The 24535-nt window shown below is 71.7% G+C and carries 24 protein-coding genes and 1 pseudogene; 9 read left to right on the top strand and 16 right to left on the bottom strand.

Going from position 1 to position 24535, the window contains the following annotated elements; all coding sequences use genetic code 11:
• Positions 1–49: 49 nt before the first annotated feature.
• Together ACGFJ2_RS46555 and ACGFJ2_RS46550 are read right to left on the bottom strand one after the other, a co-directional pair.
• On the bottom strand, positions 50–1369 hold the full coding sequence (locus tag ACGFJ2_RS46555) for an NtaA/DmoA family FMN-dependent monooxygenase (RefSeq protein ID WP_358186496.1): 1320 nt from the start codon (positions 1367–1369) through the stop codon (positions 50–52).
• Between the two features lie 120 nt (positions 1370–1489).
• Entirely contained in the window at positions 1490–1720 is a 231-nt protein-coding gene (locus ACGFJ2_RS46550; protein WP_393479594.1) for a MarR family winged helix-turn-helix transcriptional regulator, read from the bottom strand.
• Between the two features lie 146 nt (positions 1721–1866).
• Between ACGFJ2_RS46550 and ACGFJ2_RS46545 the strand changes: the two genes are divergently transcribed.
• From ACGFJ2_RS46545 to ACGFJ2_RS46535, 3 genes are all read left to right on the top strand, one after another.
• On the top strand, positions 1867–2454 hold the full coding sequence (locus ACGFJ2_RS46545; protein ID WP_358186486.1) for a helix-turn-helix domain-containing protein: 588 nt from the start codon (positions 1867–1869) through the stop codon (positions 2452–2454).
• A gap of 36 nt (positions 2455–2490) precedes the next feature.
• Entirely contained in the window at positions 2491–2715 is a 225-nt protein-coding gene (locus ACGFJ2_RS46540; protein ID WP_393479591.1) for a hypothetical protein, read from the top strand.
• A 62-nt stretch (positions 2716–2777) separates the two neighbouring features.
• A complete protein-coding gene (locus tag ACGFJ2_RS46535) occupies positions 2778–3605 on the top strand; it encodes a TetR/AcrR family transcriptional regulator (RefSeq protein ID WP_357951970.1) in 828 nt (275 codons plus the stop codon).
• Here ACGFJ2_RS46535 and ACGFJ2_RS46530 read toward each other — a convergent pair.
• Positions 3589–4341 (bottom strand): PIG-L family deacetylase, encoded by a 753-nt coding sequence (locus ACGFJ2_RS46530; protein WP_357951968.1) that lies wholly within the window; start codon positions 4339–4341, stop codon positions 3589–3591. The genes ACGFJ2_RS46535 and ACGFJ2_RS46530 overlap by 17 nt on opposite strands.
• 332 nt (positions 4342–4673) lie before the next feature.
• On the opposite strand from ACGFJ2_RS46530, the gene ACGFJ2_RS46525 reads away from it, so the two are divergent.
• Both ACGFJ2_RS46525 and ACGFJ2_RS46520 read left to right on the top strand, forming a co-directional pair.
• The gene (locus ACGFJ2_RS46525) at positions 4674–5090 is read left to right on the top strand and encodes a hypothetical protein (protein ID WP_393479587.1); all 417 of its coding nucleotides are present in this window, start codon (positions 4674–4676) and stop codon (positions 5088–5090) included.
• Positions 5087–5251 (top strand): hypothetical protein, encoded by a 165-nt coding sequence (locus ACGFJ2_RS46520; RefSeq protein ID WP_393479584.1) that lies wholly within the window; start codon positions 5087–5089, stop codon positions 5249–5251. The genes ACGFJ2_RS46525 and ACGFJ2_RS46520 overlap by 4 nt, the downstream gene beginning before the upstream one ends.
• A 137-nt stretch (positions 5252–5388) precedes the next feature.
• On the opposite strand, the gene ACGFJ2_RS46515 is transcribed toward ACGFJ2_RS46520, so the two are convergent.
• A complete protein-coding gene (locus tag ACGFJ2_RS46515; RefSeq protein ID WP_357951964.1) occupies positions 5389–6036 on the bottom strand; it encodes a TetR family transcriptional regulator in 648 nt (215 codons plus the stop codon).
• A gap of 94 nt (positions 6037–6130) precedes the next feature.
• Between ACGFJ2_RS46515 and ACGFJ2_RS46510 the strand changes: the two genes are divergently transcribed.
• Positions 6131–7618 carry an FAD-dependent monooxygenase gene (locus ACGFJ2_RS46510; protein ID WP_358186467.1) on the top strand — a complete coding sequence of 496 codons (1488 nt, stop codon included), beginning with the start codon at positions 6131–6133 and terminating at the stop codon, positions 7616–7618.
• 116 nt (positions 7619–7734) lie between these two features.
• Here the strand turns inward: ACGFJ2_RS46510 and ACGFJ2_RS46505 are convergent, their stop codons facing one another.
• The 3 genes from ACGFJ2_RS46505 to ACGFJ2_RS46495 form a co-directional block, all read right to left on the bottom strand.
• A complete protein-coding gene (locus ACGFJ2_RS46505) occupies positions 7735–8475 on the bottom strand; it encodes an SRPBCC domain-containing protein (protein ID WP_357951961.1) in 741 nt (246 codons plus the stop codon).
• 1 nt (position 8476) lies between these two features.
• Positions 8477–9061: a helix-turn-helix domain-containing protein gene (locus ACGFJ2_RS46500; RefSeq protein ID WP_357649752.1), complete on the bottom strand. Its 585-nt coding sequence runs from the start codon at positions 9059–9061 to the stop codon at positions 8477–8479.
• A 144-nt stretch (positions 9062–9205) separates the two neighbouring features.
• Positions 9206–10690 carry an FAD-dependent monooxygenase gene (locus ACGFJ2_RS46495; RefSeq protein WP_393479580.1) on the bottom strand — a complete coding sequence of 495 codons (1485 nt, stop codon included), beginning with the start codon at positions 10688–10690 and terminating at the stop codon, positions 9206–9208.
• Positions 10691–10762: 72 nt separating this feature from the next.
• Here ACGFJ2_RS46495 and ACGFJ2_RS46490 point away from each other — a divergent pair, with 72 nt between their 5' ends.
• Both ACGFJ2_RS46490 and ACGFJ2_RS46485 read left to right on the top strand, forming a co-directional pair.
• Positions 10763–11371 carry a TetR/AcrR family transcriptional regulator gene (locus ACGFJ2_RS46490; RefSeq protein WP_393479577.1) on the top strand — a complete coding sequence of 203 codons (609 nt, stop codon included), beginning with the start codon at positions 10763–10765 and terminating at the stop codon, positions 11369–11371.
• Positions 11372–11458: 87 nt separating this feature from the next.
• Positions 11459–12601 carry a winged helix DNA-binding domain-containing protein gene (locus ACGFJ2_RS46485; RefSeq protein WP_393479575.1) on the top strand — a complete coding sequence of 381 codons (1143 nt, stop codon included), beginning with the start codon at positions 11459–11461 and terminating at the stop codon, positions 12599–12601.
• Positions 12602–12708: 107 nt separating this feature from the next.
• Here the strand turns inward: ACGFJ2_RS46485 and ACGFJ2_RS46480 are convergent, their stop codons facing one another.
• Positions 12709–13089 carry a hypothetical protein gene (locus ACGFJ2_RS46480; protein WP_393479572.1) on the bottom strand — a complete coding sequence of 127 codons (381 nt, stop codon included), beginning with the start codon at positions 13087–13089 and terminating at the stop codon, positions 12709–12711.
• Between the two features lie 239 nt (positions 13090–13328).
• Between ACGFJ2_RS46480 and ACGFJ2_RS46475 the strand changes: the two genes are divergently transcribed.
• Complete coding sequence (locus ACGFJ2_RS46475) at positions 13329–17225, top strand: helix-turn-helix domain-containing protein (protein WP_393479569.1); 3897 nt, start codon at positions 13329–13331, stop codon at positions 17223–17225.
• A gap of 43 nt (positions 17226–17268) precedes the next feature.
• On the opposite strand, the gene ACGFJ2_RS46470 is transcribed toward ACGFJ2_RS46475, so the two are convergent.
• The 8 genes and pseudogenes from ACGFJ2_RS46470 to ACGFJ2_RS46435 form a co-directional block, all read right to left on the bottom strand.
• Positions 17269–17793, bottom strand: coding sequence for a hypothetical protein (locus ACGFJ2_RS46470; protein WP_393479567.1), 525 nt, complete (start codon positions 17791–17793; stop codon positions 17269–17271).
• A gap of 249 nt (positions 17794–18042) precedes the next feature.
• Positions 18043–18147, bottom strand: a pseudogene (locus ACGFJ2_RS46465) (hypothetical protein); the annotation flags it as partial.
• Between the two features lie 124 nt (positions 18148–18271).
• Complete coding sequence (locus ACGFJ2_RS46460) at positions 18272–19063, bottom strand: FadR/GntR family transcriptional regulator (protein WP_357951936.1); 792 nt, start codon at positions 19061–19063, stop codon at positions 18272–18274.
• The gene (locus tag ACGFJ2_RS46455) at positions 19060–20196 is read right to left on the bottom strand and encodes an ABC transporter ATP-binding protein (protein WP_357951935.1); all 1137 of its coding nucleotides are present in this window, start codon (positions 20194–20196) and stop codon (positions 19060–19062) included. Before ACGFJ2_RS46455 ends, ACGFJ2_RS46460 begins: the two co-directional genes overlap by 4 nt.
• The gene (locus ACGFJ2_RS46450) at positions 20193–21002 is read right to left on the bottom strand and encodes a carbohydrate ABC transporter permease (RefSeq protein ID WP_357951933.1); all 810 of its coding nucleotides are present in this window, start codon (positions 21000–21002) and stop codon (positions 20193–20195) included. The genes ACGFJ2_RS46455 and ACGFJ2_RS46450 overlap by 4 nt, the downstream gene beginning before the upstream one ends.
• 8 nt (positions 21003–21010) lie before the next feature.
• Positions 21011–21895 carry a carbohydrate ABC transporter permease gene (locus ACGFJ2_RS46445; protein WP_393479563.1) on the bottom strand — a complete coding sequence of 295 codons (885 nt, stop codon included), beginning with the start codon at positions 21893–21895 and terminating at the stop codon, positions 21011–21013.
• Positions 21892–23196: an extracellular solute-binding protein gene (locus ACGFJ2_RS46440; protein WP_358186386.1), complete on the bottom strand. Its 1305-nt coding sequence runs from the start codon at positions 23194–23196 to the stop codon at positions 21892–21894. The genes ACGFJ2_RS46445 and ACGFJ2_RS46440 overlap by 4 nt, the downstream gene beginning before the upstream one ends.
• Before the next feature lie 111 nt (positions 23197–23307).
• Positions 23308–24426, bottom strand: coding sequence for a cellulase-like family protein (locus ACGFJ2_RS46435; RefSeq protein ID WP_393479560.1), 1119 nt, complete (start codon positions 24424–24426; stop codon positions 23308–23310).
• Positions 24427–24535: the final 109 nt, after the last annotated feature.

The following is a 24535-nucleotide window of genomic DNA, read 5'->3' as shown; positions in this document are numbered from 1 at the left end:
ATCCTTCTGGTGGGCATGGTCACGGTGCTCGCTGTCACGGTGCTCGCTGTCACGGCAGCTCCAGGTGCTCGCGCAGCGTGGTGCCGGTGTAGTCGGTACGGAAGGCGCCGCGTTCCTGCAGCAGCGGCACCACGCGGTCCACGAACTCGTCGAGCCCGCCGGGCGTCAGATGCGGCACCAGGATGAACCCGTCCGCCGCGTCCGCCTGCACATGCTCGTCGATCTGCCGGGCCACGCCCGCCGGAGTCCCGACGAACGTCTGCCGCCCGGTCACCTCGATCACCAGCTCGCGGATCGTCAGCTTCTTCTCCTCGGCCAGCGCCCGCCATTTGGCGGCCACCGCCGCCCGGTCGCCGAACGGCACCCGCCCCTGCGAGACGCCCTCCGACAGGTCGGGCTCGACGTCCGGCAGCGGCCCGTCCGGGTCGTAGGCCGACATGTCACGACCCCACACCTGCTCGATGAAGGCGGTCGCGGTCTGCGGGCCGACCTGCTGGCGGCGGATGGCGGCCGCGTTCTCGGCGGCCTCCTCCTCGGTGTCGCCCAGCGCGTACGTGGCCGCGGGCATGATCTTCAGCTGGTCCGGCTCCCGGTGATAGCGCGCCAGGCGGCCTTTGACGTCGGCGTAGAAGGCCCGGCCGTCCTCCAGCGTGCCGTGGCGGCTGAAGATCACGTCGGCCGTGGCGGCGGCGAACTCCCTGCCCTCGTCGGAGTCCCCCGCCTGGATGATGACGGGATGCCCCTGAGGGCCGCGCGGCAGGGTGAACTGCCCTTCGACGGTGAAGTGCGGGCCCTCGTGGTGGACGGTTCCGATGGCGGCGGGGCGGACGAACTGGGCCTGGCTCTTGTCGACGAGGTGCGCGCCCGGCTGCCAGGAGTCCCAGAGCTCGCGCGAGAGGCGGACGAACTCGGCGGCGCGGGTGTAGCGGTCGGCGCGGTCGAGGTAGCCGCCGCGCCGGAAGTTCTCGCCGGTGAAGGCGTCGGAGGTGGTCACCACGTTCCAGGCGGCCCGGCCGTCGCTGAGGTGGTCCAGCGTGGACAGGCGCCTGGCCAGTTCGTACGGCTCGTTGAAGGTGGCGTTGACGGTGCCCGCGAGCCCGAGGCGCTCGGTGACGGCGGCGAGCGCGCTCAGCACGGTGAGCGCCTCGGGGCGGCCGACCACGTCGAGGTCGTGGATGCGGCCTTTGAGCTCGCGCAGCCGCAACCCTTCGGCCAGGAAGAAGAAGTCGAACTTGCCCCGCTCGGCCGTCCTGGCCAGGTGGGCGAACGAGGCGAAGTCGATCTGGCTGCCGGAGCGGGGGTCGGCCCAGACCGTGGTGTTGTTCACGCCGGGGAAGTGGGCCGCGAGATGGATCCGCTTGCGCGTCACTGGTCGCGGAGGTTCGGGTGAGTGGAGTGGGACATCGCGCCTCCCTTGAATGCCTACATAAACAGTAGGAAAAGAGGGTTTTTATGTCAATGGCCACACAGGAACTCCAGGCGGGCGGCTCTATCCGGGTGGGGTCAGCAGGCCGCGCAGGATGCGGGTGAGCTCGGTCGCGTCGTCCGGCGGCAGGCCGGCGGCCAGCCGGGCCAGGTTGGCGGCGTGCTCGGTGAGCGGGGCGTCGATGACCCGCCGCCCCTCCTCGGTGAGCGCGATGCGGAAGCTGCGCCGGTCGGCCGGGTCGAGACGCCGCTCGACCAGCCCCGCCGCCTCCAGCCGGTCGAGGCGATTGGCCATGCCGGCCCGCGACTGGGCCCGCGATAGTCGGCCCTCGAACCCACCACGGTGCAGTGGGCCCCCGAACCACCCACGGCCCTCTGGGCGATGGCTTGTTATGCGCAACTTTATTTGCGCAATTTTTCTTTCGCTTCTAGGGTGGAGCCATGGCCAAGCACGAGACCCGCCGCCTCAGCGATCTCGACGAGCTCAAGGCGTTCACGCACCCACTGCGGTTGAAGCTCTACCGGGCTCTGATCGTGGCGGACACGGCGACCGCCTCCCAGTTGGCCGACCAGGTCGACGAGGCCGTCTCCCTGGTCAGCTACCACCTGCGCAAACTCGCCGCGCACGGCCTCATCGAAGAGGCCGCGCCGCAGACCGGCGACGGCAGGGAGCGCTGGTGGCAAATCGCCGCGCAGCACGTCAGCGCCCGGGCCCCGGCCCCGGAGGAGGGCCCGGAGATCGTCGCCGCCCGCACCGCCCTGTCCCGCGTGGCCTCCCGGCTCCAGGACGAGATGTACCAGCGCTACCTCGACGAGCAGCCCGCCTGGCCCGCCGAGTGGCGCGGCGCCGCGTTCGCCAGCGAATACCTGGCCTCGCTCACCGCCGAGGAGCTGCGACTGCTCGGCCAGGAGATGGACGCGGTCGCCGAGAAGTGGTGGGCGCGCGGCAAAGCCGCCGAGGCGGCGGGCGACACCGAGGGGCGCGAGCACGTCGCCCTGCAGTTCTTCGGATTCCCGTTCCGGGCCTGAGCGTCATGGCCCCCGAGACTTCCAGGAGGTCGGCACATGCACCCCGACATGCACCTCTACACCGAACGCCACAGGGCCGCCGAGTTACGGGCCGAGGCCACCAGGTGGCGCCTGCTCCGAGACTGCCGGCGTGAGCTCCCGCCCAGGTGGGCGGCCGGCGTGACGGCGCTCGGCTGGACCATGGTGTCGGCCGGCCTGCGCCTGATCAGCCTGCCCCGGCAGCCACCGCGCACCGTTCCGCGCTTCGGCGATCACCGCTGATATCCTTATGGCGTAAGGAGATTATGGCGTTAGGGATTATCGCGTCCGCAGGGGGTTGTCAGGTGGTGGTCTTCGCCGGCCAGGGAGACGCGCGCCGCTCAATGGCCCTGCTGTGGCGGGCGACGGGGCCGGAGCCGCGCACCGGTCCCGGCCCCAAGCCGGGGCTGAGCGTGGACATGATCGTGGACGCCGCGATCGCGGTCGCCGACGAGCAGGGCATGGCGGCCCTGTCCATGCGCGCGGTGGGCGAACGCCTCGGCCGTACGGCGATGGCCCTCTACACGTACGTGCCCAGCAAGAGCGAGCTGATCGACCTGATGCACGACCGCGCCCTGGCCGAGCTGCCCACCGGCTACGACCTCGGACCGGGCTGGCGGGCGGCCGTGACGTCGTGGGCCGAGGACGTCCGGGCGTTCTACGTACGTCATCCGTGGGTGCTGCAGGTGTCGCAGGCGCGGCCGGTGCTGGGGCCCAACGAGTTCGTGATGATGGAGACGATGGTGGGCGTCCTGCGCGCGACCGGGCTGCGCGCCGGACCGCTGCGGGGCGTCGTCTCGCTGCTGACCGACTTCGTCCGGGGCGCGGCCAGGACGGTCGCGGAGTCACGGCAGGCGCCGGCGGCGACCGGGGTGTCCGACGAGGAGTGGTGGTACGCCCGATCGGCCCTGCTCGAAGAGGTCGCCCCCGGTTTCGCCGAACGATTCCCGATGGTCGCCTGGATCGAGACCGACGACCCGCCTCCCCCACCGTCCCGTGAAACCCCGCGGTCCGGGCAGGCCACGACATACCTGGAAGACAAGGCGCGACCGGCCTTCGCCGCCGGGCTCACCGTGGTCCTCGACGGGATCGAGGCGGCCATCGCTCGCGCGGGCGTCAGACCAGCAGGCTGAGCTTCGGGTCGCCGCCGGTGTACCACTCGGTGGCGAGCAGCCGGTCGCGTGTCGCCTCGGGCAGCGCGGTCAGCAGCCCCATCGACGCGCCGCGCTCGATCTCCGACTCGTGCGCCCGCACCGCCGCCCACTTGCGCTCCACCCATGGCTGGACGTCCACGGTGGCGGTGATCTCGTCGTCGGGTATCCCGGGAAGCGTCTGGTCGCCGCCGGGCGCGGCTCCGAAGAGGTCCTCCCAGGCGGACCGTACGATCGACCGGGGCAGGGTCACCAGATAGAGCGCACCCGGCCGCCACGCTGGGCCGGCGGTGGGATAGAGCTGGTCGTACCCGGCGGCTTCGACGGCCGCCAGGGTCACCCGGTGCGTGTGGACATGATCCGGATGGCCGTAACCGCCGTACCCGTCATAGGTGATCACCACATCGGGCCGGAAGTCTCGGATGTGCCCGACCAGCCGCCCGACCGCCTCGTCCAGCGGCGCGTCGACGAAGCGGGCGGCGCCCGGCGCCGACAGCCCGGCGTTGCCATCGGCGTACCCGAGCAGCCGCGGCTCGCCCGCGCCGAGGATCTCCAGCGAGCGCGCCAGCTCGGCGACCCGGCGCGTGCCCTCGGTCCACGTGCAGGTGACGACGCCCGTCCTGGCGCCCGCGTCGGCGAACCGGGCAAGCGTTCCACCGGTCCACAACGCCTCGTCGTCAGGATGCGCGTGCACGCACAGCAGGCTCGGCTCGGTCACGGATCCCCCTAGATCATCGGCCCGACGCCTGACGACGATACCGGCCTAAACCCGATACCGGTCCAAACCCGATGCCGACCGAAAGCGGTCACGACCCGAATTGCCACGCCCGCCGGGCTTCTCCGCACCGGCGGACAAATGCGTTGCTCAGCCCTCCCCGGCTGTGGCAGCGTCGGCCAGGACGGTACCCCGCGATCCGGCAGGAGGTGTGGCACATGGCCACCAAGGTCCTCGGCGAAGTCTCGGCTCACACTTCGACGCGAGAGGTCGCCTGAGGCGTACCGGGCTCCTCGCGTTGGAGTGATCTTCCATCACGATCACGAGGAGCAAGAGTGTCTTCCCAACCATCCTTCGAGCCCCTGCTGGGCGCCGAGGGCAATCCCACGCCGGTGGTCCGGCACGGCGACGTCGTGCTGCGCCCGGCCGGGCCGTGGACGGACAGCGTCCACGCGCTGCTGCTGCACCTGGAGAACGCGGGCTTCAGCGGGAGCCCCCGCCTGGTCGGCGACGGTTACGACGAGGAGGGACGAGACGCCGTGACCTACATCGACGGCGACTTCGTCCATCCGCACGCCTGGTCCGACGAGGGCGTGTGGCAGGCGGGCCGCCTGCTGCGCGAACTCCACGACGCGACGGCCGGGTTCCGGCCGCCGCCGGACGCGGTGTGGCAGCGGTGGCCGTTCCACAGCTCCGCGCCCGATGCGATCATCAGCCATCGGAACACGGGACCGTCTTCGTCACGCGGATGATCGAGTTCGCCATCCGTGACTGCGCGTTCGTGGCGGTCAAGTCGCGGATCACGCCCGAGAGTACGGACCCGGACCCGCTGTGGGCCCTGGCCTGGCAGGCGCGGGCGGCGGCGTGGATGCTGCGCCACCGGCCACTCCTGGAGAACGCCCTCGCGGCGTAACGAACAACGGTGGCTGCCGTTACCGAACGGCAGCCACCCATGACCCGGTTCACCCGGTACGTCGCTCCTCGATTCACCGACCGGCGACCGCTCTCCACGCCGCTCCCCGATTCGCCGAACGGCGGCGCCCAGGGGGCTCAGGCCCGGTCTGGCGCGCCCAGGTGGCCCAGCCCGTTGGCCAGCAGGGCGTATGCCCGCTCGGCGTCGCTCACCGCGCCCGGGTAGCGCTCGTCCGCGCTCTCGCCGCCCGCCAGCCGCATGGCGTTGTCAATCGTCAGCGTCCAGTGGACCGCCTGGATCTGGACGGCCGCCACGCGGGCGCTGAGCTCATCGACGCCCGCCGTCTCCCGCAGCGCATTGGCGAGTGCCTGCTCGGCCGCCGCCTGGAACCGGTGCATCCGGGCCGCCAGCGACGAGGTCTCGAAGACCATCCGGTAGAGCGCCACGATCGCGGGTATGTCGTTGAGCCCGCTGGCCGGATCACGCCTGGCCAGCGCGTCGAGGTAGTGCACCCGCAGCGCCTCCAGCGGTGTGACGTCCGCCGCGCGGGACTCGACCACCCGGGCGCTCTCCGTCTCGTGGTCGGCGAACCGCTGCACCACGAGATCTTCCTTGGCCGGAAAGTAGGCGAACAGCGTGCGCCTGGACACCTCGGCCGCCTCCGCCACCTGGGCCACCGACACCTGGTCGTACCCGTGCCGCAGGAACAGCTCGATCGCCGCCTCGGAGATCGCGGCGTGTGTCCGCTGCTTCTTACGCTCGCGCAGTCCGGGCTCGTTCGTCACGCTCGTCACCTTACCAGAAATCTGCACTTGGACTTTTTCTGCACTGGGTATATATTCGCACTCAGACGATCAAACCACGGGAAGAGGGCGGGTCATGAAGGACTTCGAGGTGGTCATCGCGGGTGCCGGGCCGACCGGCCTGATGCTGGCGTACGAGCTGGCGCTGGCCGGGGTCGACACGCTCGTGCTGGAGAAGCTGCCCCAGCGCATCGAGCAGATGAAGGGCGGCGCCGTCCAGCCCCGCACACTGGAGCTGCTGGAGCTGCGCGGGCTGGTGGAGCCGCTGCTGAGCCGGGCTCTGGTACGCGAACCGATCGGTGGCCATTTCGCGGCCCTGCCGGTGCCGCTGGACTGCGAGCCGTGGCGGACCCGGCATCCGTACCCGATCGCGGTTCCTCAGTGGGAGATCGAGGAGGTCCTGGAGGAGGCCGCGACCGCCCGGGGCGCGCGCGTCCTGCGCGACGCGGGGGTCACCGCGGTCGAGCAGGACGGCGACGGGGTGACGGTGAGCACCGGTGAGCGGCGGTTCAGGGCCGACTACCTGGTGGCGTGCGACGGCGGGCGGAGCACCGTACGCAAGCTGCTGGGCCTGCCCTTCCCCGGCCGGGACGGGACGTTCGTGGCGGTGCTGGCCGACGTCCGGCTGTCCGCCACGTCGGCGTCGGTCCCCACGGCGCTGGGCCACATGAGCAGCCTGGTCCGCGAGGGCGGCGGCTACTGGGCGATGCTGGTTCCCATCGGTGGCGAGCGTTACCGGCTGACGTTCGGCAGCGAGGAGCAGGGACACTACGACCGCGACGCGCCGGTCACGGAGGAGGAGGTCGCCACCGCGCTACGGGCCGTCTACGGCGAGGAGACCGTGCTGCGCGCGGTGGACAACTCCTCGCGCTTCACCGACGCGACGCGGCAGCTGGCGGACTACCGGGCGGGGCGCGTGCTGTTCGCGGGCGACGCCGCGCACATCCACCCGCCGTTCGGCGGGCAGGGCCTGAACCTCGGCGTGCAGGACGCGATCAACCTCGGCTGGCGGCTGGCCGCGACCCTCCAGGGCCGGGCGCCCGAAGGCCTCCTGGACCGCTACCAGGCCGAACGGCATCCGGTGGCCGCCCAGGTGCTGCACCACACGTCCGCTCAGCGCGTACTGAGCATGCCTCGGCCCAGCGCGGACGTGGCCGCGCTGCGCGAGATCTTCAGCGACCTGCTGCGGCTGCCGGACGCCAACCGCCACATGGCGGGCCTGATGTCCGGCCTGTCGCTGGGCTACGACCTCGGCGGCGAGCATCCGCTGGCCGGGCAGCGGGTGCCGGACGCCGACTTGCTCGTCGGCTCGGCGTCGACCCGGCTGTCCGGGCTGTTCGGCGCCGGGCACGCGGTCCTGCTCGACCTGGCCGGGATCGTCCCCGCCGAGTTCCGGCTGCCCGCGCGGGTCGATCTCGTACGGGCCAAGTGCGCGGACGACCTGGGCGCGGCCGCCCTGCTGCTGCGGCCCGACGGCTACGTGTGCTGGGCCGCCGACGACGCCGCCACCTGCGAGCGGACCCTGGCGGCCGCGCTGGCCGAGCACGTGGCCGCACTGGACTGAGCGTCACGCGACCGCCGTAGGTGGAATGAACTCCGCTCGCCGGGCACCGCCTCCCCCGCCGCGCAGGGCCAGGGCGGCGCCCGACGACAGGTCCTCTACGTGGGCTGTGACCTTGTTCAGGCTTTTCGCTCGGCGAAAAGATGATCGAGCCAGGCGTGCCAGGCCGGTCCTTGGTCGCCGGGGCCGGCGAAAAGGTGGTGCGCGGCGACCATCGAGCCGCCGAACCCCTGCAGGAACCGGTAGAGCGCGTCCGGGGTCCGAACACCGAGCGTCTGGGCGTTGGCGTAGTAGACGACGCCTTCGATCGGGGGGAGCCCGGCGGGCGCGAACCGTACGGTGTCGCCCGGCTTGGCGTGGCCCGGGGTGCCGAGCGCGTCGTACAGGATCTCCCAGGCGCGCGGCCAGTCGGCGACGGGCGGCCCGAACTCGGTGACGGGCGTGGCGGTCCGGCCGCGGAAATGTGTCAGGTAGGCGACCAGGGTGGCGAAGAACATCTCCAGCCCTCTGGACATGGCCTCGAACTCGGCCTCCCAGTCGTCGCCCGGCAGGAAGCCGCTGGTCACCATGCGCAGCGTGGTGCTGCCCTGATCGCGCCCCTCGACGAGGAACTCGTAGGCGACGAACCGGCCGTCCTCCGCCGTCGCGCTGGTGTGCGCGAACCGGGCGGGCGGCTCCTCGGCGGTCACGGTCGATTCGGGGATGTACTGGCCGAAGGCGGTACGCACGACGCCGTCGGCCACCTCGTTGCGGCCCATGAACCACGAGTCGATGCCGGGGCCGGTCGCGATGGCCGCCCACACCTCCTCGGGGGTCGCCCCGACCTCGGCCTCCTGGGGAAGCTCGAAGGAATGTCCCACCTCAGCGCTCCTTCAGCGACGGGTGCACGGCGACGACCAACCGGTGGTCGCGACCGCCCTCGGCCGTCTCGTCGTGGTATTTGCTCACCAACGCGGTCACGGCGTCGGCCAGTTCCTCGGCGAAGGCCGCGCGGTCGGCCGCCGAGGCGAACCGTACCTCGCCGTCGATCGCGAACGTCGCCACCCGCTTGCGAGCCTCGGTGGCGCCGGTGATGAGCGTCCCGACGTCGCGGACCAGCTGAGCGGCGACGGCGAGCAGCCAGCGGGCCGACAGCCGATCGGGCGCCTTCTCGGGATCGGGCTGCACCGCGGCCAGCGCGACCGGGGAGATCACGAAGGAGGCGGCCGTGGCCTGCATCACCCGCTCGGTGACGTTACCCTTCTTGCGCTCCTCCACCAGCTCGACCAGCCCGTGCCGCTCCAGCGTGCGCAGATGGTAGTTGACCTTCTGCCTGGCCAGGCCGACCCTGGCCGCCAGCGACGTGGCCGAGCCGGGCTCGACCAGCTCGGCCAGCAGCTTCGACCGCATCGGGTCGAGCGACGCCTCGGCTGCCGCGGGGTCTTCGATCACCGCCACTTCGTACATGGTGAAACGATGGCACCGAAAAAAGTTGTTGTCAAGAAATTCTGGATGCTCGGCGATCGGCCATGCCTCGCCGACCGCCGGGCAGAAGGCGTCACGCCATACGGACCACCGACCATGCCCCATAGCGACCCGCCGCTTGAGGCGTCAGGCAGGCGGCAGCCAAGCGTGGAAGGCCGCCATCAGGGTGGTGGTGTCGGCCGGGCCGGGGCCGGACGCCCAGGCGACCGTGCCGTCGGGGCGGACGAAGGCGGCCGACAGGCCGTCACGGTCCTCGACGGTCGCCTCGACGATATCCAGCGCGCCTCGCCAAGCGGCCGCCGCCTGCGCGATCTCGGGCTGCGACGGCGCGTGGACGAGCAGCGGCCGGCCCGACGTGGCGAGCTCGGCGAGGGCCCGCGTGCCGCCGGAAGGCAGCGTGAGCCGCAGGTCGGGGCAGGGGCGGCCGGCCAGGGGATGGGTTGCCGGGTACGGGAGGTCGTAGCGGGTGCCGAGCCCGTTCAGCAGCCGCCCGAAGTAGCGGTTGACCTCCGGCAGGTCGAGCAGGTCCGACACGATGTCGCGCATGGCCGCCGCGTGCGCTCCGGGTCGCAGCAGCGCCGACTGGGCGCGGGTGTTGTGCAGGACGGCGGCGCCTACGGGGTGACGTTCGGCGGTGTAGGTGTCGAGCAGGCCGTCCGGTGCGCGCCCGGTGACCGTGGCGGCCAGCTTCCAGCCCAGGTTGACCGCGTCCATCAGCCCCAGGTTCAGTCCCTGGCCGCCGTTGGGAGAGTGGACGTGGGCGGCGTCGCCCGCGAGCAGGACCCGGCCGAGCCGGTAGGTAGCCGCCTGACGGGCGACGTCGGTGAAGCGCAGGGTGTCGCGGACCGCTGTCACCTCAACCTCCACGCCCGTCACCCTGAGCAGGCTGTCGCGCATCTCCTCCCCGGTCAGCGGCACGTCGCGGTCCTCGGGGAAGCCGTCGTGCTCGACCGTCGCCACCATGCCGGGCGCGCTCATGAACATCCCCGCCGGCTGCCAGCCCGGCGCGGGCAGCCGCTCCATGCCCGAGATGTCGCCGATCAGCCGCCGTACGACGCTCGTGGGGGCGGTGCCGGGGAAGTCGAACCCGGCCAGCTTCCGTACGGTCGATCGGCCGCCGTCGCAGCCCGCCACGTACGCCGCGCGGACGCGCCGCTCCCCCTCCGGCGTCCGTACGGTCAAGGTGACGCCGGAGTCGTCCTGGTCCAGGTCCGTCGCCTCGTGTTCGCGCCGGACCGTGACGCCGAGCGAGGCCAGGTGCTCGGTCAGGATCCGTTCCAGGTCCGGCTGCCAGATCAGCGCGCCGATCCGCTCGGGTTCCTCCTGGAGGTCGGGGTCGATCTTGTGGATCTGGGCGAAGTGCCCTTTCTCACTTCCGTGGTCGCGTGCCTTGTCGGCGAGCCCCTGTTCCTGGAACTTCGCCAGGTCGTCCCCCAGCCCGCGGCGGCGCAGCGCCTCCGCGGCCAGCGGCCCGATTCCGCGTGCCTTCGGCTCGCTCGTCGGCCGGGCGAGCCGGTCGAGCACCAGCGGCGTTACCCCGGCCAGCCGTAACTCGGCGGCGAGCAGCAAACCCACAGGTCCGGCTCCGACCACCACAACATCGGCGTCCATGCGCCCTCCAAACTAGACTAGACCGTCTAGTCTCGTAGACTAGTACCTATTCGACGAAAGTGGGGACAAGCCATGGCCGACCACGGCCCGCGACGCTCACCGGCCAAGCGCCGGGCCATCCTCGACGCCGCCATCCAGGTCTTCACCGACCTGGGCTACGCCCGTGCGAGCGTCGACGCGATCGCCGCGGCGGCGGGCGTGGGCAAACAGACCGTCTACGGCCACTTCGGCGACAAGGAACAGCTCTTCCTCGCCACCATCCAGGAGGCAAGGTCAGCGATGGGAGGCACGCCGGGCCAGGCCGTAGCCCTCACCGGCGATCCGGGAGCGGACCTGACCGCGCTCGGGGAGCGGACGCTGGACATCGCTCTGTCGCCGCGAGTGGCGGCGCTGCACCGGCTGACCATCGCGGAGGTGGGTCACCATCCGGAGCTGCAGCGCACCTGGCGGGCGAGTTCCTCGTCGCTGGACAGCGACGTCGGGGACTACCTGCGCGCCTGCGACGGTGACGGCAGGCTGCGGGTGCCGGATCCGGCCAGGGCGGCCCGCCAGTTCCTGCACCTGGTGATCACCGACGCGCGGGTCGAGACGGCGTACGGCATGCTGCCCCTGCCAGCCGCACGACGGCACGCCATCGCCGCCGAAGCCGCCGACCTCATCGTCCGCGCCCACCGGCCCTGAGCCCGCTCGTAAAGCGGAACCAAACGGCCCGGCGACCGCCCGAAACGCGGAACGAATCTTGCCGCATTCCTCCCTAGGGTCGGTCTCATGATGAAGATGTCGTGGTCCCAGGTCAGCGCCAGGCGTTTGGAGCGGCACGGCCTGGCCGCCCCCGCGAAGGACGCCACTCCGGCAAACGTGGTCGCCGCCATGTGCGGCGCCCATGCCCAGGTGATGTCGGCGGCCGAGCTGTCGATCGGCCTTCGCCTGGAGGGCGTCACGCGCGCCGGGGTGCGCGAGGCGCTGTGGGGCGAGCGCACTCTGGTCAAGACGCACGGCCCGCGCGGCACCGTACACCTGCTGCCCGCCCGCGACCTGCCGGTGTGGGTGGGAGCCCTGTCGACGCTACCGGTCGCGCACTCGGTGTTCGCCCACGACGTACGCCTGACCTCCGCGCAGACCGACCAGGTCGTGGAGGCGATCCGCGAGGTGCTGATGACCGGAGCGGCCCTGACGATCGACGAGCTGAGCGACGCGGTCGTGGCCACCACGGGACCGTGGGCCGGAGACCTCGTCATGCCGGCCTTCCAGACCATGTGGCCGCGCTGGCGGCAGGCCATGGCGACGGCGGCGCACCGGGGGTCGTTCGTGTTCGGCCCGGCGAGGGGGCGCAAGGTCACCTATATCGCCCCGCCCACGGATTGCCACACAGTCAAGCCGGTCGACGACTGTCTGGTTGAGCTGGTCAACGCCTATCTGAGGGCGTACGGTCCCGCCACGCCCGAGCAGTTCGCCAAGTGGATCGGGGCGCCGGTCAAGTGGGCGGCCGCGGGCTTCGCGGCGGCCGGGCCGGAGCAGGTGCTGTTCGATGGTGTTCCGGCCTGGGTGGCGGCCGGTGACACCGAGGTACCGGACGAGCCGCCGAGGGGTGTACGGCTGCTGCCGTACTTCGATGCCTATGTCGTGGCCGGGAGGCCGCGCGAGCTGCTATACCCGGGCCCGGCCGCCGCGCGGGCGCTGAACGGCGGCCAGGCGGGCAACTTCCCGGTGCTGCTCGTGGACGGGCAGGTGGCGGGGGTGTGGCACCAGCGGCGGTCCGGCCGCCGGTTGGCCTTCACGGTGGAGTCGCTGCGCGAGCTCACCCCCGCCCAGCTGCGCGAACTCGACGAGCAGGTGGCGCTCACCGGACAGATCCTGGAGGGCGAGCCGCAGCTGACGCTCGGCCCGATCACCGTGGGCGGCCACGCTTGACGTTGACCGATCTCATCGCCGTCGGTGTCACGCTGAGGCCGACAGCCGGCTGCTCGCGTGAGGATCCATCGAAAGGTGGACTGCGAAAAGGCCGGGAAGGGAACGTCCTAGCCGAGGAAGACCACCTGGAAACTGGTGTTCGACAGCGCCGCGAAGCTGCAGGGCTGGGTGCCGAACACGTACTGGCAGGGCCCGGGACCCCAGGAAGTGATGTCTCCGTCGGGGGTCAATCGCACGGTTGATCCGACGGGCACCATGTACTGGCAGTTCGAGACGGAGCAGGTGCCGGTCGGTGATCCGTTGACGCGGATGCTCACAGAGCCGTAGGCGCCGCGCAGTTGCAGGTTCACGGCGACGTCCGCGAAGGCGCGGGCCGCGTCGGCGGGGAGAACGGCCGCGACGATCAGCGCGGATGCGATGAACGATGCCGCTCGCCGCCGTATTCGCCGCACGTCGAGCCGGCCGTGAGCGGAAGTCGATGCTGTCATTGGCGTGGACCCTCCGTGAATGTTCGACTGACTTGTCCGGGACCAGGAGTGAGGGTGGTCGGCTCCGGATACCGGCCGCCGATATGCCGACCGTGAGGCGTCATGCCCCCGCTCCGCAACGGCCGCCGAATCATCCGTACAAGCCCGTACAGGGCGGCTGTAACCAGTTGTGATCAGCCAGCGACATAAAGGTGGCGCCGGCCGATGGCGCGTAGCCGCATGACTGCAGAGGAGGCCGTGTGTCCGAGTCCGCCGACGCCGATCCGGGCCGTTCTGATCCGGGCAGGATCGCCACCCGCCAGGAGTTCGCGCGCGAGCTCTCGTCGCTGCGCGAGCGGGCTGGTCTGACCGTACGGCAAGTGGCGACCAAGGCCGGCGCGTACGGCGCGCACAGCACCCTCGGCGACTGGTTCGCGGGCCGCGGACTACCGGCCACGTCGTCGCGTGACCTGCTGGTACGGGTGCTGGAAGTGTGCGGGGTGGCCGATCCGGCGGAGGCCGGCGCGTGGCTGGCCGCCTGGCGGCGGGTACGGCGGGCTCCCGGCCGCCGCGTCGCCGGTCCCGAGCCGTATCGGGGGCTGGCCGCCTTCCAGCCGGAGGACGCGGGCTGGTTCTTCGGGCGGCGCGCGCTGACCGGCCGGCTGCTCGAGCAGGTGGCCGGGATGAGGGCGGCGGGCGGAGGCGTGCGGCTGGTAGTGGGGCCCTCCGGGTCGGGCAAGTCCTCCCTGCTGCGGGCCGGCGTGGTCGCGGCCCTCCGCGATGGCGCCCTGCCCGATTCCGCGCACTGGCCGATGGTCGTGACCGTCCCCGGTGCGCGGCCGGTGGCCGAGTTGGCCGCCCGGCTGGCGGCCCTGGCCGACGTGCCGGCGGGCGAGATCGCCGCGGTCGTCCGCGAGGATCCCGGGGCCGCCGCCCGGTACGCCGGCCGGGCCGGGGCCGGCGATCGGCCGCTGGTGCTGGTGGTGGACCAGTTCGAGGAGGTGTTCACCGAGTGCGGGGACGAGGCGGAGCGGCGCGGTTTCATCGCCGCCGTGCGTGCCGCGGCCGCGCCGCCCGGCGGCGCGCTCGTGCTGCTGGGGCTGCGTGCCGACTTCTACGCGGCGGCGTTGCGGCATCCGGAGTTGGTCGCGCTCGCGCAGGACGGCCAGCTCGCCGTCGGCCCGATGGAGGAGGCCGAACTGCGCGAGGCCATCGTGGAGCCGGCCAGGCGTGCCGGCGTCGAGATCGAGGACGGCCTGGTCGAGCTGCTGCTGCGGCAGGTCGCCCCGTCCGGGGGTGTCGCCGCGGACGGCGGGGCGCACGAGGTCGGCGTGCTCCCGCTGCTGTCGCACGCCCTGTACACCACCTGGCGCCAGGGTCAGGGCCGGAGCCTGACCGTGGCCGCCTACCACGCGGTGGGCGGCATCGAGGGTGCGGTGGCGGCCAGCGCGGACGCCGTCCACGACGGGCTCATCGGCCGCCGCCGCGAACTGGCCCGCCGCCTCTTCCTGCACCTGGTGCATGTCGCGCCCGATGCCGCCGACACCCGGCGCAGGGCCACCGTGGCCGAGCTGCTCGACGGCTGCGACGGCGAGGAGGCGGCCGAGATGGAGGAGGTACTCGACCGGTTCGTCGCGCGGCGGCTCATTACCGCGGGCGAGGACACTGTCGAGATCAGCCATGAGGCCCTGCTGCGCGCCTGGCCGCTGCTGCGGTCCTGGGTGGACGCCGACCGTGCCGGGCTGGTCGTCGCGCGCCGGCTTGCCGCCGACGCCGCGGCCTGGGCACGCCTCCATCGCGACCCCGACGCGCTGTATCGCGGCGGGCGCCTGGTCGCGGCGCAGGAGTGGGCCGCCGGCTATGGCGGGCGGCTCCCGGCGGACGCGCGGGAGTTCCTGGAGGCGGGCGTTCGCCAGTCCCGGCGCCGGACCCGCCGGTTGCACCAGGCCGTCGCCACGCTCGCGGCCCTGCTGGTTCTGGCCCTGGTCGCGTCCGGTGTGGCGGTACGCGCGCAGCGTGCCGCCGCCGACGCGGAGCGCACCGCCACGTACCAGCGCGACCAGGCGCTCTCGCGGAAGACGGCGACGGACACCGGCGCACTGCGCGTCACCGACCCGGGCCTGGCCGCGCAGCTCGCCCTGGCCGCCTACCGGCTGCTCCCCACCGCCGAGGCCAGAGGCGGCCTGCTCAGCGCGGTGGCCGGAATGCCGGCGACCCTGCTGACCGGCCACGAGAACGCCGTCTACGGGGCCGCGTTCCAGCCCGGCGGGCGCCTGCTGGCCACGGCGAGCACCGACCAGACAACGCGCCTGTGGGACGTGCGCCGTCCGCATCGTCCGCGGGCTCTGGCGGTGCTCCGCGGCCACCTCGGGGCGGTGCTGGCGGTGGCGTTCGCCCCCGGCGGCCGCGTGCTGGCCACGGCCGGTGACGATCGCACGGTCCGGCTGTGGGACGTGGCCGACCCGCGCGCGCCGCGCCCGCTGGCCGTGCTGACCGGCCACGCCCAGGGCATCCGGCACGTGTCGTTCAGCCCGAGCGGCCGCACCCTGGCGACGGCGGGCCATGACGGCGTTCCGAGGTTGTGGGACGTGTCCGACCCCTCGCGTCCGCACCTGGCCGCCGAGTTGCCCGTCGAGCCCGGCACGATGACCACGGCGGTCTTCGCCCCCGCCGCGGACGTCCTGGCCACCGCCGGGCCCGGGAACACCGCGCGTCTGTGGGACGTCGCCGACCCGCGCCGTCCCCGGCGCCTGGCCGACCTCGAAGGCCACACCGCCGCGATCCTGGCCGCGCGGTTCAGCCCGGACGGCCGCACGCTCGCCACCGCCGGCTTCGACAACACGGTACGGCTGTGGGACGTCGCCCACCCGCGGGCGCCGAAGCCGATCGGCACCCTCACCGGACACACCAACGGCGTCGCGGCGCTGGCGTTCAGCCCGGACGGCCGGCGCCTCGCCAGCGGCGGCTACGACATGACCGTACGGCTGTGGGACCTCCAGCGGCCCGCGAGCATCCCCCTGACCCTGACCGGGCACGCCGACACGGTCCTCGCCGCAGAATTCCAGCCCTCCGGTGAAACGCTCGCCACCACCTCCAGAGACGGAAGCATCCGGCTGTGGGACCTGCGGGCGCCGCTGATCGGCGGGCAAGACGGCACCGTCTACACGGTCGCCATCAGCCCCGACGGCCGCACCCTGGTCACGGGGGCCGGCCGGACAGCGCGGCTGTGGAGCCTGGCCCCCGGGCGCCCGCCCACGCCACGGGCCGTCCTGGTCGGCCACACCGATGGCATCGTCCGGGCGGTGTGGCGACCGGACGGCAAGGTACTCGCCACCGCCGGCCTCGACTTCACCGTCCGGCTCTGGCAGGTGCGCGACGGCCGGCGCGCCAGCCCACTCTCCACCATCAAGGCCCACACCGACAACGTGTACTCGGCCGCCTTCGATCCGTCCGGGCGGACCCTGGCCACCGTGGGCGCTGACCGCACCCTGCGCACGTGGGACGTCGCCGATCCGCGACACCCGCGGCCGCTGGCGACGGTCACCGGGCACGGCGACACGGTCCTCGCGGTGGCCTTCTCGCCCGACGGCCGCACCCTGGCCACCGGAGGCGCCGACCGCACCGTACGGCTGTGGGACGTCACCGACACCCGCCACCCGGCCGTCACCGCCACTCTGACCGGCCACCGCAACGCCGTCAACGACGTGGCGTTCAGCCCGGACGGCCGCCGGCTGGCCTCGGCGGGCGCCGACGGCGTGGTCCTGCTCCACGACATCGCCGCCCGGCCCGCCCGGCGGCCGCCCGTGCCGTTGATCGGCCACACCAGCGCCGTCGCCGCCGTGACCTTCCACCCGGGGGGCCAACTGCTGGCCTCCGCCGGCTTCGACGGCACCGTGCACCTGTGGGACCTCACGCGTGCCGGCCAGCCGGACGCCACGGTCACGCTGAGCGGCCACACCGACCGGGTGTACGCCGCCGCGTTCAGCCCGGACGGCCGCACGCTGGCCACCGGCGGCGTCGACGCGACCGTCCGTCTCTGGGAGACCGACCCCGGCCGCGCCGCCCGGCAGGCATGCGCGCTCGCCTACCCTGTGATCAGCCCGGCGGAATGGGCCCGCCGGATGCCCGGTCTGCCCTACCGTCCCCCCTGCCCGTGACCGGGACGAACGGGGTCATGTCCCGGCAGCTTCCCAGCCCGCCTCAGGGCTCGACGAGACCGACCGTGAACGCGTAGTCGTCGAGGATGAACTGACTGATGCCCGACATGCGCAGGGCCTGCACCCGGACCGTGTAGGTGCCGGGGCCCAGAGAGGGGGAGAAACGCTCGAGGGCATGCGCCTCCTCGGCGCCGTCGGGGCTGTCGAACTTGTAGTCCGTGCCCGCGACCGGCTGCAGCTCGGTGGTCGTCCCGGCGGAGTTGACCACGACGATGCGCGCGGAACACCATGCGCCGGCTGTGCCGACGCAGACGGACTCGGCGGTGAAGCGGGCGTCGACGAACCGCGTCGTCCCCGTGGGCACGGTGATGTTGACGGACGCCGTCGGGATGTTCCCCCAGGCGCCGATGGTCTGGGCGGTCCAGGGGCCGCTCTCGCCGGTGAAATACTGCGCGCTGGTCTGTGTGCCTGTTTGGGAGCTGGCCACGGCCTGGGCCGCCGTGACCGTCAGCGCGAGAACTCCGGACAGCGCCGCCACGGCGGACGCGACCTTGACGAGTCTGGACAACGGGGTTCCCCTCTCTGCTCGCGCGAAGCCCATGCGCTCCGCGACGGGTGGTTGCCGGAACCACGCTGACGAGAACGCGGTGGCCGGTGAAGCCCTGGCCGAATCATCCGTACAAGCCCGTACAGGCACCGGGGTGTGCTGGGCCGCGCGGCGGCCGGTCTGCCCTACCGATGGCCGGTGACGGGAGGCTTGGGCGGTGACGTGGTCCCGGCGCCAGATCAGCGTCAGAGGGCGGCCCGGGGCGGGGTGGCGCAGGGGGAGCGTGACCAGACGCGGGCCCAGACGCCGGGCGGCCGAGCGCGGCATGACGGCGATGCCGAAGCCGTGCTCGACCAATTCGGCCAGCAGGGCCAGGTCGTCGGTCTCGGCGCGTACGTCGGGGGCCAGGCCGCTTCGGCGCAGGCATGCTCCAGCGCGGCGCGCAGCCCCGGCGCTGGTCTCCTACATCATCTCCACACGGCGGTGCCATGGTGACGTGTCAGGCGGGTGTGGAGTCCGCCGTCACGTTGTCGTCGGCCAAAAGCTCGGCCGAGGGCGCCGCGAGCTGGTGTTCGATGACCTCGGCCAGGCTCGTGTCCATGTCCGGCCCATAGAGGTCTCCGGCGATGTCGAGGTGCCGTCGCATCGCCTCGCGGGCCCCGTCGGGATCGCGGTCGAGGATGTGTTCCAGGATCACGGTGTGCAGGGGCTCACCGGCGGCGCGTACCTCGCGGTCGCTGAGGCTGCGCAGCATCAGGCCGTAGGTGAGGTCCTGGATCGCGGTGAACATCATGTGGATCACCGGGTTGCCGGAGGCCCGCGCGATGGTCTCGTGGAAGGTGAGGTCGACGCGTGCCCTGGCGTGCACGTTGCCCGGCTGGGCGAACAGCTGGTGGATCCGCAGCAGGTCGGTCCGGTCCTGCTTGGTGGCGTTGGTCGCGGCCAGGCCGGCGGCCTCGGTCTCCAGCATGACGCGGGCCCGCATGAGCTGCCGGGCCGTGACGCCCGCCGCGCGGGCCGCGAGGTTCATCGGCCGCATCAGGTTCTCGGCCGTGTACTGGCGGACGAAGCTGCCGCGCTGCGGCGAGACCTCGACCAGCCCGCGCTCCTGCAGGGCCTTCAGCGTCTCCCGGATGACGGGGCGGCTGACGGTGAACTCGGCCGCCAGATCGCGTTCGGACGGCAGCCGGGCACCGGGTGCCCACTGTCCGGTCAGGATCCGGTTCTCGAGTACGGCGATGAGTGTGCCGAGGTTCGTCGTCGACGGTTTTCTCCCCCGCCCAGCGGTCATGCCGACCACGGTAGCGGCTGGCCGTCGTCGGCGAGTTCGGTGCCGTGCCAGCACGCCCGCCCATCAGGGCCGAAGAGATGAAGATCGGCGAGCGGCACCTGGAAGGTCGCGTGTTCGCCGTCGCGCGGCCCGCTGCGGGGCGGCAGGCGGGCGATGATGGTCCGTCCGGTGCTGTCGCGGAGGTGGAAGATGCTCTCGTTGCCGAGGTTCTCTCGGTACGACACGGTCGCCGCCAGCTCATAGGCTGGAGTACCGGTGTCGACGGGCAGCCGTACCGACTCGGGCCGGAAGCCGATCCGCACCGACTCGGGCAGGTCCGCGGGCAATCCCTCGCGCGGCAGCCGCCAGCTCAGCTCGCCGCTGGTCAGCTCCATGTGCGCGTCGGCCGGGCGTACGGTGGCGTCGAGCAGGTTCATCCGGGGGCTGCCGAGGAACGTGGCGACGAACACGCTGGCCGGCTTCTCGTAGATCTCGGCCGGGGTGCCGATCTGCGCGAACTCGCCCTCGTTGAGCACCGCGACCCGATCTCCCATGGTCATGGCCTCGACCTGGTCGTGCGTCACGTACAGGACGGTGCCCCGGGTGCGGCGGTGAAACTCGATCAGCTCGGCCCGCATCTGCACGCGCAACGCGGCGTCCAGGTTGGACAGCGGCTCGTCCATCAGGTACGCGGCCGGCTCCCTGATCATGGCGCGGCCGAGCGCGACCCGCTGCCGCTGGCCGCCGGAGAGCTGACCGGGCTTCTTCTTGAGTTGGTCGGTGAGCCCGAGGGCCTGACCGGTGTCGGCCACCCGCTGACGGATGACCTCCTTCGGCACGTGGTGGGCGCGCAGCCCGAACGCCAGGTTGCCCTCGACGCTCAGATGCGGGTACAGGGCGTAGTCCTGGAAGACCATGCCGATCCCGCGGTCGCCGGGGTGAGCGTGGGTGACGTCCCGCCCGCCCACCGTCACCCGGCCGGCGCTGACCGGCTCGATGCCGGCGACGATGCGCATGAGCGTGGACTTCCCGCAGCCGGACGGGCCGACGATCACCAGGAACTCCCCGTCCCGTACGTGCAGGTCGATGTCGGCGAACAGCACCTGGTTGCCGTAGCGCTTGGTGACCCGCTCGACGCGGATGCCGTCGGTCATCGTTTGACCCCTCCGAGGGTGAGACCTGAGACGTAGTAACGCTGCAGGAAGGAGAACAGGACGAGCGGAGGCAGGATCGAGATGAGCGCCGCCGCGGTCTGGAGGTGGTAGACGATCCCGTGTTCCCCCTCGAAGGACGACAGCGCCAGCGGCAGCGTCCACAGGTCCTGCTCACTGGCCGCGATCAAGGGCCAGATCAGGTTGTCCCACTGGGCGAGGAACTGCAGCAGCAGCACGGTGAGCAGCGCCGGCCGCAGCAGCGGTACGGCGATGCGGAGAAAGATGCGCAGCTCACTGGCGCCGTCCACCCGCGCGGCGTGCAGCATCTGCACGGGGATGCCCAGCGCGAACTGCCGCACCAGGAAGACGCCCAGCGCGCTGGCGGCGAACGGCGCGATCAGCCCTTGGTAACTGTTGAGCCAGCCGATCTCGCTGAGCATGACGAACACCGGGATCATGACGATCGCCGGGGTCAGGGACAGCGCGACGACCACCAGGTTGAGCAGGGCGGCCCGGCCGGGGAAGCGCAGCCGGGCCAGCGCGTACCCGGCGGCGGCCGAGATCGCCACGTCGAGCACGGAGACCGCCGACGCGATCAGGACGCTGTTCATCAGGTAGCGCGGGAACCGGCCGTCGGACATGATCTCGCCGATGTTGCCGAACAGCGCGAAACCGGTGAACCGCAGCCCGGACAGGTCGGTGTCGTCCGGCGCCGACGCGAGCACGATCATGGAGTAGAGCGGGAGCAGCATCAGCGCCACGAAGCCGATGAGGGCCACGGCGCTGAGCGACCGGCCGATTCTCATTCGTCCGCTCATTCCTCGTCACTCCTGACCAACGTGAACTGGGTGAAGGCGAACACCAGCAGCACGACCAGCAGCACGATCGCGATCGCGGAGGCGTAGCCGAAGCGGGAGAAGGAGAACGCGTTGTTGTAGAGGTACAGGGGCAGCACCTGGGTGGCGTTGACCGGTCCGCCCTTGGTGAGCAAGTAGGCGGGCACGAAGGACTGCATGGCCCCGGTGACCGCCACGACGATCACGAAGGTGAAGGTCCGGCGCAGCAGCGGCACGGTGACCAGGAAGAAGGTACGCAGCGTGCGGGCGCCGTCGATGGCCGCGGCCTCGAAGACGTTGGCGGGCAGGGCCTGCAGCCCGGCGACGAAGATGATCACGTACAGGCCGACGTACTTCCAGATGACCATCACGAGCAGCGCCCAGATGGCGTAGTCGGAGTCGGTGAGCCAGGGCCGGGGGCCGGCCCCGGCCGCGCCGGCGAGCGCGTCGGCCAGGCCGCCGGTCGAGTAGATCACCTGCCACAGTACGGTGGCGCCGACCAGCGGCATCACCGCGGGAATGAAGACCAGCCCGCGCAGCCAGGCACGGAACCTGCCGGGTTTGGCCAGCGGCACGGCCACGACCAGCGCGATCACGATCGTCGGGCCCACCGCGAAGACCGTGTACAGCAGCGTCACCCACACGCTGCTCCAGAACTCGTCGCTCGTCACCATCTCGCGGTAGTTGTCGAGCCCGACCCACTGCGGGGTGCCGGAGAGGTCGTACGAGGTGAAGCTCAGGTACAGGGCGGCGAGCGCGGGCAACGCCCAGAACAGCACGAAGTACACGATCGCCGGGGCGGCGAGGCCCGCGCCGGCGCGGGCCTCGACCGCGCTCATGGTGCGGGCCTTGCTGCCGATCACTTGAGGATCCGTCCCACCGCGGCGTCGAAGGCGGTCGCGGCCTGCTGGGCGGGCGCCTGCTTGTGGATCACCGATTCGAGCGCGTCGAGCAGCGCCTTGATCGTCTCGGTCCATTGCGGGAGCACCGGGCCGAAGTCGGTGTACGGGATCTGCTGCTCCAGCTGCTGGCTGGCCTTGTCACTCGCGGCGGGCAGCTTCTGCCAGCCGGCCGTCGGCGTGACCAGGCCGGTGGCGGCCAGCTGCTGGTTGACGTTGTCCCCGTTAAGCAGCCAGTTAATGAAATGCCACGCCGTGTACGGATTTTTCGCCTTTTTGGCGACAAACCATCCCCAGGAGTAGCCGGCGGCCACTTTCTCCTTCCCCTCCCAGCTGGGCACGAGGGCGCTGTCGAAGGTCTGGCCGAGCTTCGCGTTGGGGTTGATGGCCGGGATGAGGCTCGAGGTGAACCGGCCGGACATCAGCATGGCCGAGGTGCCCTTGGCGAACAGGCCGAACGCGCCGACCGGGTCGCTCAGCTTCGGGTTGCCGAGGCTGCCGTAGTATTCGAGCGCCTTGATGCCCTCCGGCGTGTTCAGCGTGCCGCGCCGGGAGCTCTCGTCGATGATCTGCCCGCCCAGTCCGCGGATCAGCGGGATGAAGTTCAGCATCGCCCAGATGTTGTCGGCGAGCTGCCACTGGAGCCCGACCTGGGAGGCGTCGGCGTTGGTGAGCTTCTGACTGAACTCGGCGACCTGCTCCCAGGTGGTGGGGGGCTTGTCGGGGTCGAGCCCCGCCTTCTCGAAGCGGTCGCGCCGATACCACAGGTGGACCGAGTTGAAGTCGATCGGCGTGCCGTAGACCTGCTCCTCGTAGGTCAGCGCGGCGAACGCGTTGGCCTCGAACTTCCCCTTGAGCGCGTCGATGGACGCGGCGCCGAACTCCGCCGGCGGCAACGGCGCGAGCTGCTGCTTCGAGGCCCGCTCGGCGAGGGTCCAGGCGCCGACCTTGATCAGGTCGGGCGGCGCGCCCGTGGTGAACGCCGTGGAGAGCTTGGTGTCGAGGTTGGCGATCGGGACGTACAGCGGCTTGATCGACACCTTCGGGAACTGCTTCTGGTACTCGGCGATCTTGGCGTTGAAGTACTTGGTGTTGGCGGGCTCCTCGTGCATCCAGACGACGACCTGGCCCTGTGGCCCGGTCTTGCTGGAGCCGGCCTGCTCCTCGGACGACCCGCACCCGGTCAGGGTGAGCTGGCTCGCCGCGCCACCGAGCGTGAGCAGGGCGGCGCCGCGCAGGAGGTCTCGACGGGGGATGGCACTCATGTGTTCGTTCCTCTCAGGACACGAGCCGTTGTGGGGTGAGACCGCTCAGGGAAGGGGCCGCTCAGGGAAGGGGCCGCTCGGAGAGAGAGGGCCGCTCACGGAGAAGGCCGTTCACGGAACGGCGGTGAATTCGGTTGCCCCCGCGTGTATGGCGTCGGTCATGCCGCGGTGCCAGGCCACGTCACGCCACATTCCGGCGAACTGCGGCCCGCAGAAGTTGCTGGTCGACAGCGCCTCCCAGCGGCCGGTGGCCAGCGCGGCGCGTACCCCGACCTCGCACAGCTCCTTGATCCAGCCCCAGTCCCGGCCCGGCCCGTCCTTGTAGTTGACGATGGCCCAGCACTCGGTCGTAACCAGCGGCTTGCCGGCCGACCGCGACCACTCGGCGACGCGCTGGATGTGGTCGGTGAGGCCGCCGGCCCACCGCCCCGGGTCGGCCCGGTACAGGCGTTCGGCCGGGCCGGACAGCGGCTCGTAGGCGCGCGGGTCGAACTGGGAGTGCTCCAGGTCGTAGCCGATCTCGTCGTAGAAGCCGGTGGCCTGCGGCGTCATCCACACGTGTGGTTCGAGCAGGTCCAGCTCGGTGAGGTCCTCACCGTCGGCGCCGGTGGTCTCGGTGGCGAAGGACAGCGTGTAGCGGTGGCGCGGATGCTTGGCGCGCAGGGTGCCGATCGCCTCGCGCGTCCAGCTTCGTACCCGCTCGTCCGCTCGGGACAGCGCGGCGGCGTCCGCGTCGTTGCCGTACAGGAAGGGCGCCCACATCGCCAGCGGCCACTCGTTCACCAGGTCGACGAAGTAGATCGCGTCGGCCAGACCGGCGTCCTCGATGGCCGTGAGCGTGAGGTCCCAGACGGCGGCCAGGTCGGCGGCGGTCCGGATCCGGGACCGGGTGTCGAGCTCGTCCCGGCGGAACCAGGAGGACAGCGCCACCCGCAGACCCCTGCTCGCGCACGCCTGGATGAACTCCAGCAGCTCGGGCAGCACCCGCACGGACACCGGCTCGGTCGCGCCCCACTGCTCGAAGTGCCAGACGGGCAGCAGGCGCCAGGTCCGCCGCGGATCGGCCGCCACCAGGTGGGGGAAGGCGTCGATGCGCACCGCGTCGTAGCCGCGCTCGACGAGCTCGTCCAGCGCGCGGTCCCAGTCCTCGTACCCGGCGCCGTCCCAGCGCCGTTCGAGCCAGGAGAAGTCCCACATGGTGATCGCCAGAGGTCTGCCGGTCAACGTCATAGTTCTCAACATCCGTCCGGACTGTGGTCTTACCAGATTGCTAGAGCTTTGCTGGCAGTAGCGCCACTGTCAAGGGAGTGATTTGTTTCTTGCGGATTACTGGTCTTAC

Origin of the sequence: Nonomuraea sp. NPDC049028 (assembly GCF_043197735.1) — a bacterium.
In the GTDB taxonomy this organism is placed as follows: domain Bacteria; phylum Actinomycetota; class Actinomycetes; order Streptosporangiales; family Streptosporangiaceae; genus Nonomuraea.
Note: the sequence above shows the minus strand (reverse complement) of the source record. Positions and strands in the feature narration are given on the sequence as shown.

Coding starts and splice junctions, on each gene's coding strand:
- ACGFJ2_RS46440 (WP_358186386.1), bottom strand. CDS start 23,196: ATGAGTGCCATCCCCCGTCGAGACCTCCTGCGCGGCGCCGCCCTGCTC.
- ACGFJ2_RS46490 (WP_393479577.1), top strand. CDS start 10,763: ATGGCCGACCACGGCCCGCGACGCTCACCGGCCAAGCGCCGGGCCATC.
- ACGFJ2_RS46460 (WP_357951936.1), bottom strand. CDS start 19,063: ATGACCGCTGGGCGGGGGAGAAAACCGTCGACGACGAACCTCGGCACA.
- ACGFJ2_RS46450 (WP_357951933.1), bottom strand. CDS start 21,002: ATGAGAATCGGCCGGTCGCTCAGCGCCGTGGCCCTCATCGGCTTCGTG.
- ACGFJ2_RS46455 (WP_357951935.1), bottom strand. CDS start 20,196: ATGACCGACGGCATCCGCGTCGAGCGGGTCACCAAGCGCTACGGCAAC.
- ACGFJ2_RS46480 (WP_393479572.1), bottom strand. CDS start 13,089: ATGACAGCATCGACTTCCGCTCACGGCCGGCTCGACGTGCGGCGAATA.
- ACGFJ2_RS46495 (WP_393479580.1), bottom strand. CDS start 10,690: ATGGACGCCGATGTTGTGGTGGTCGGAGCCGGACCTGTGGGTTTGCTG.
- ACGFJ2_RS46550 (WP_393479594.1), bottom strand. CDS start 1,720: ATGGCCAATCGCCTCGACCGGCTGGAGGCGGCGGGGCTGGTCGAGCGG.
- ACGFJ2_RS46520 (WP_393479584.1), top strand. CDS start 5,087: ATGATCGAGTTCGCCATCCGTGACTGCGCGTTCGTGGCGGTCAAGTCG.
- ACGFJ2_RS46540 (WP_393479591.1), top strand. CDS start 2,491: ATGCACCCCGACATGCACCTCTACACCGAACGCCACAGGGCCGCCGAG.
- ACGFJ2_RS46545 (WP_358186486.1), top strand. CDS start 1,867: ATGGCCAAGCACGAGACCCGCCGCCTCAGCGATCTCGACGAGCTCAAG.
- ACGFJ2_RS46485 (WP_393479575.1), top strand. CDS start 11,459: ATGATGAAGATGTCGTGGTCCCAGGTCAGCGCCAGGCGTTTGGAGCGG.
- ACGFJ2_RS46500 (WP_357649752.1), bottom strand. CDS start 9,061: ATGTACGAAGTGGCGGTGATCGAAGACCCCGCGGCAGCCGAGGCGTCG.
- ACGFJ2_RS46435 (WP_393479560.1), bottom strand. CDS start 24,426: ATGACGTTGACCGGCAGACCTCTGGCGATCACCATGTGGGACTTCTCC.
- ACGFJ2_RS46510 (WP_358186467.1), top strand. CDS start 6,131: ATGAAGGACTTCGAGGTGGTCATCGCGGGTGCCGGGCCGACCGGCCTG.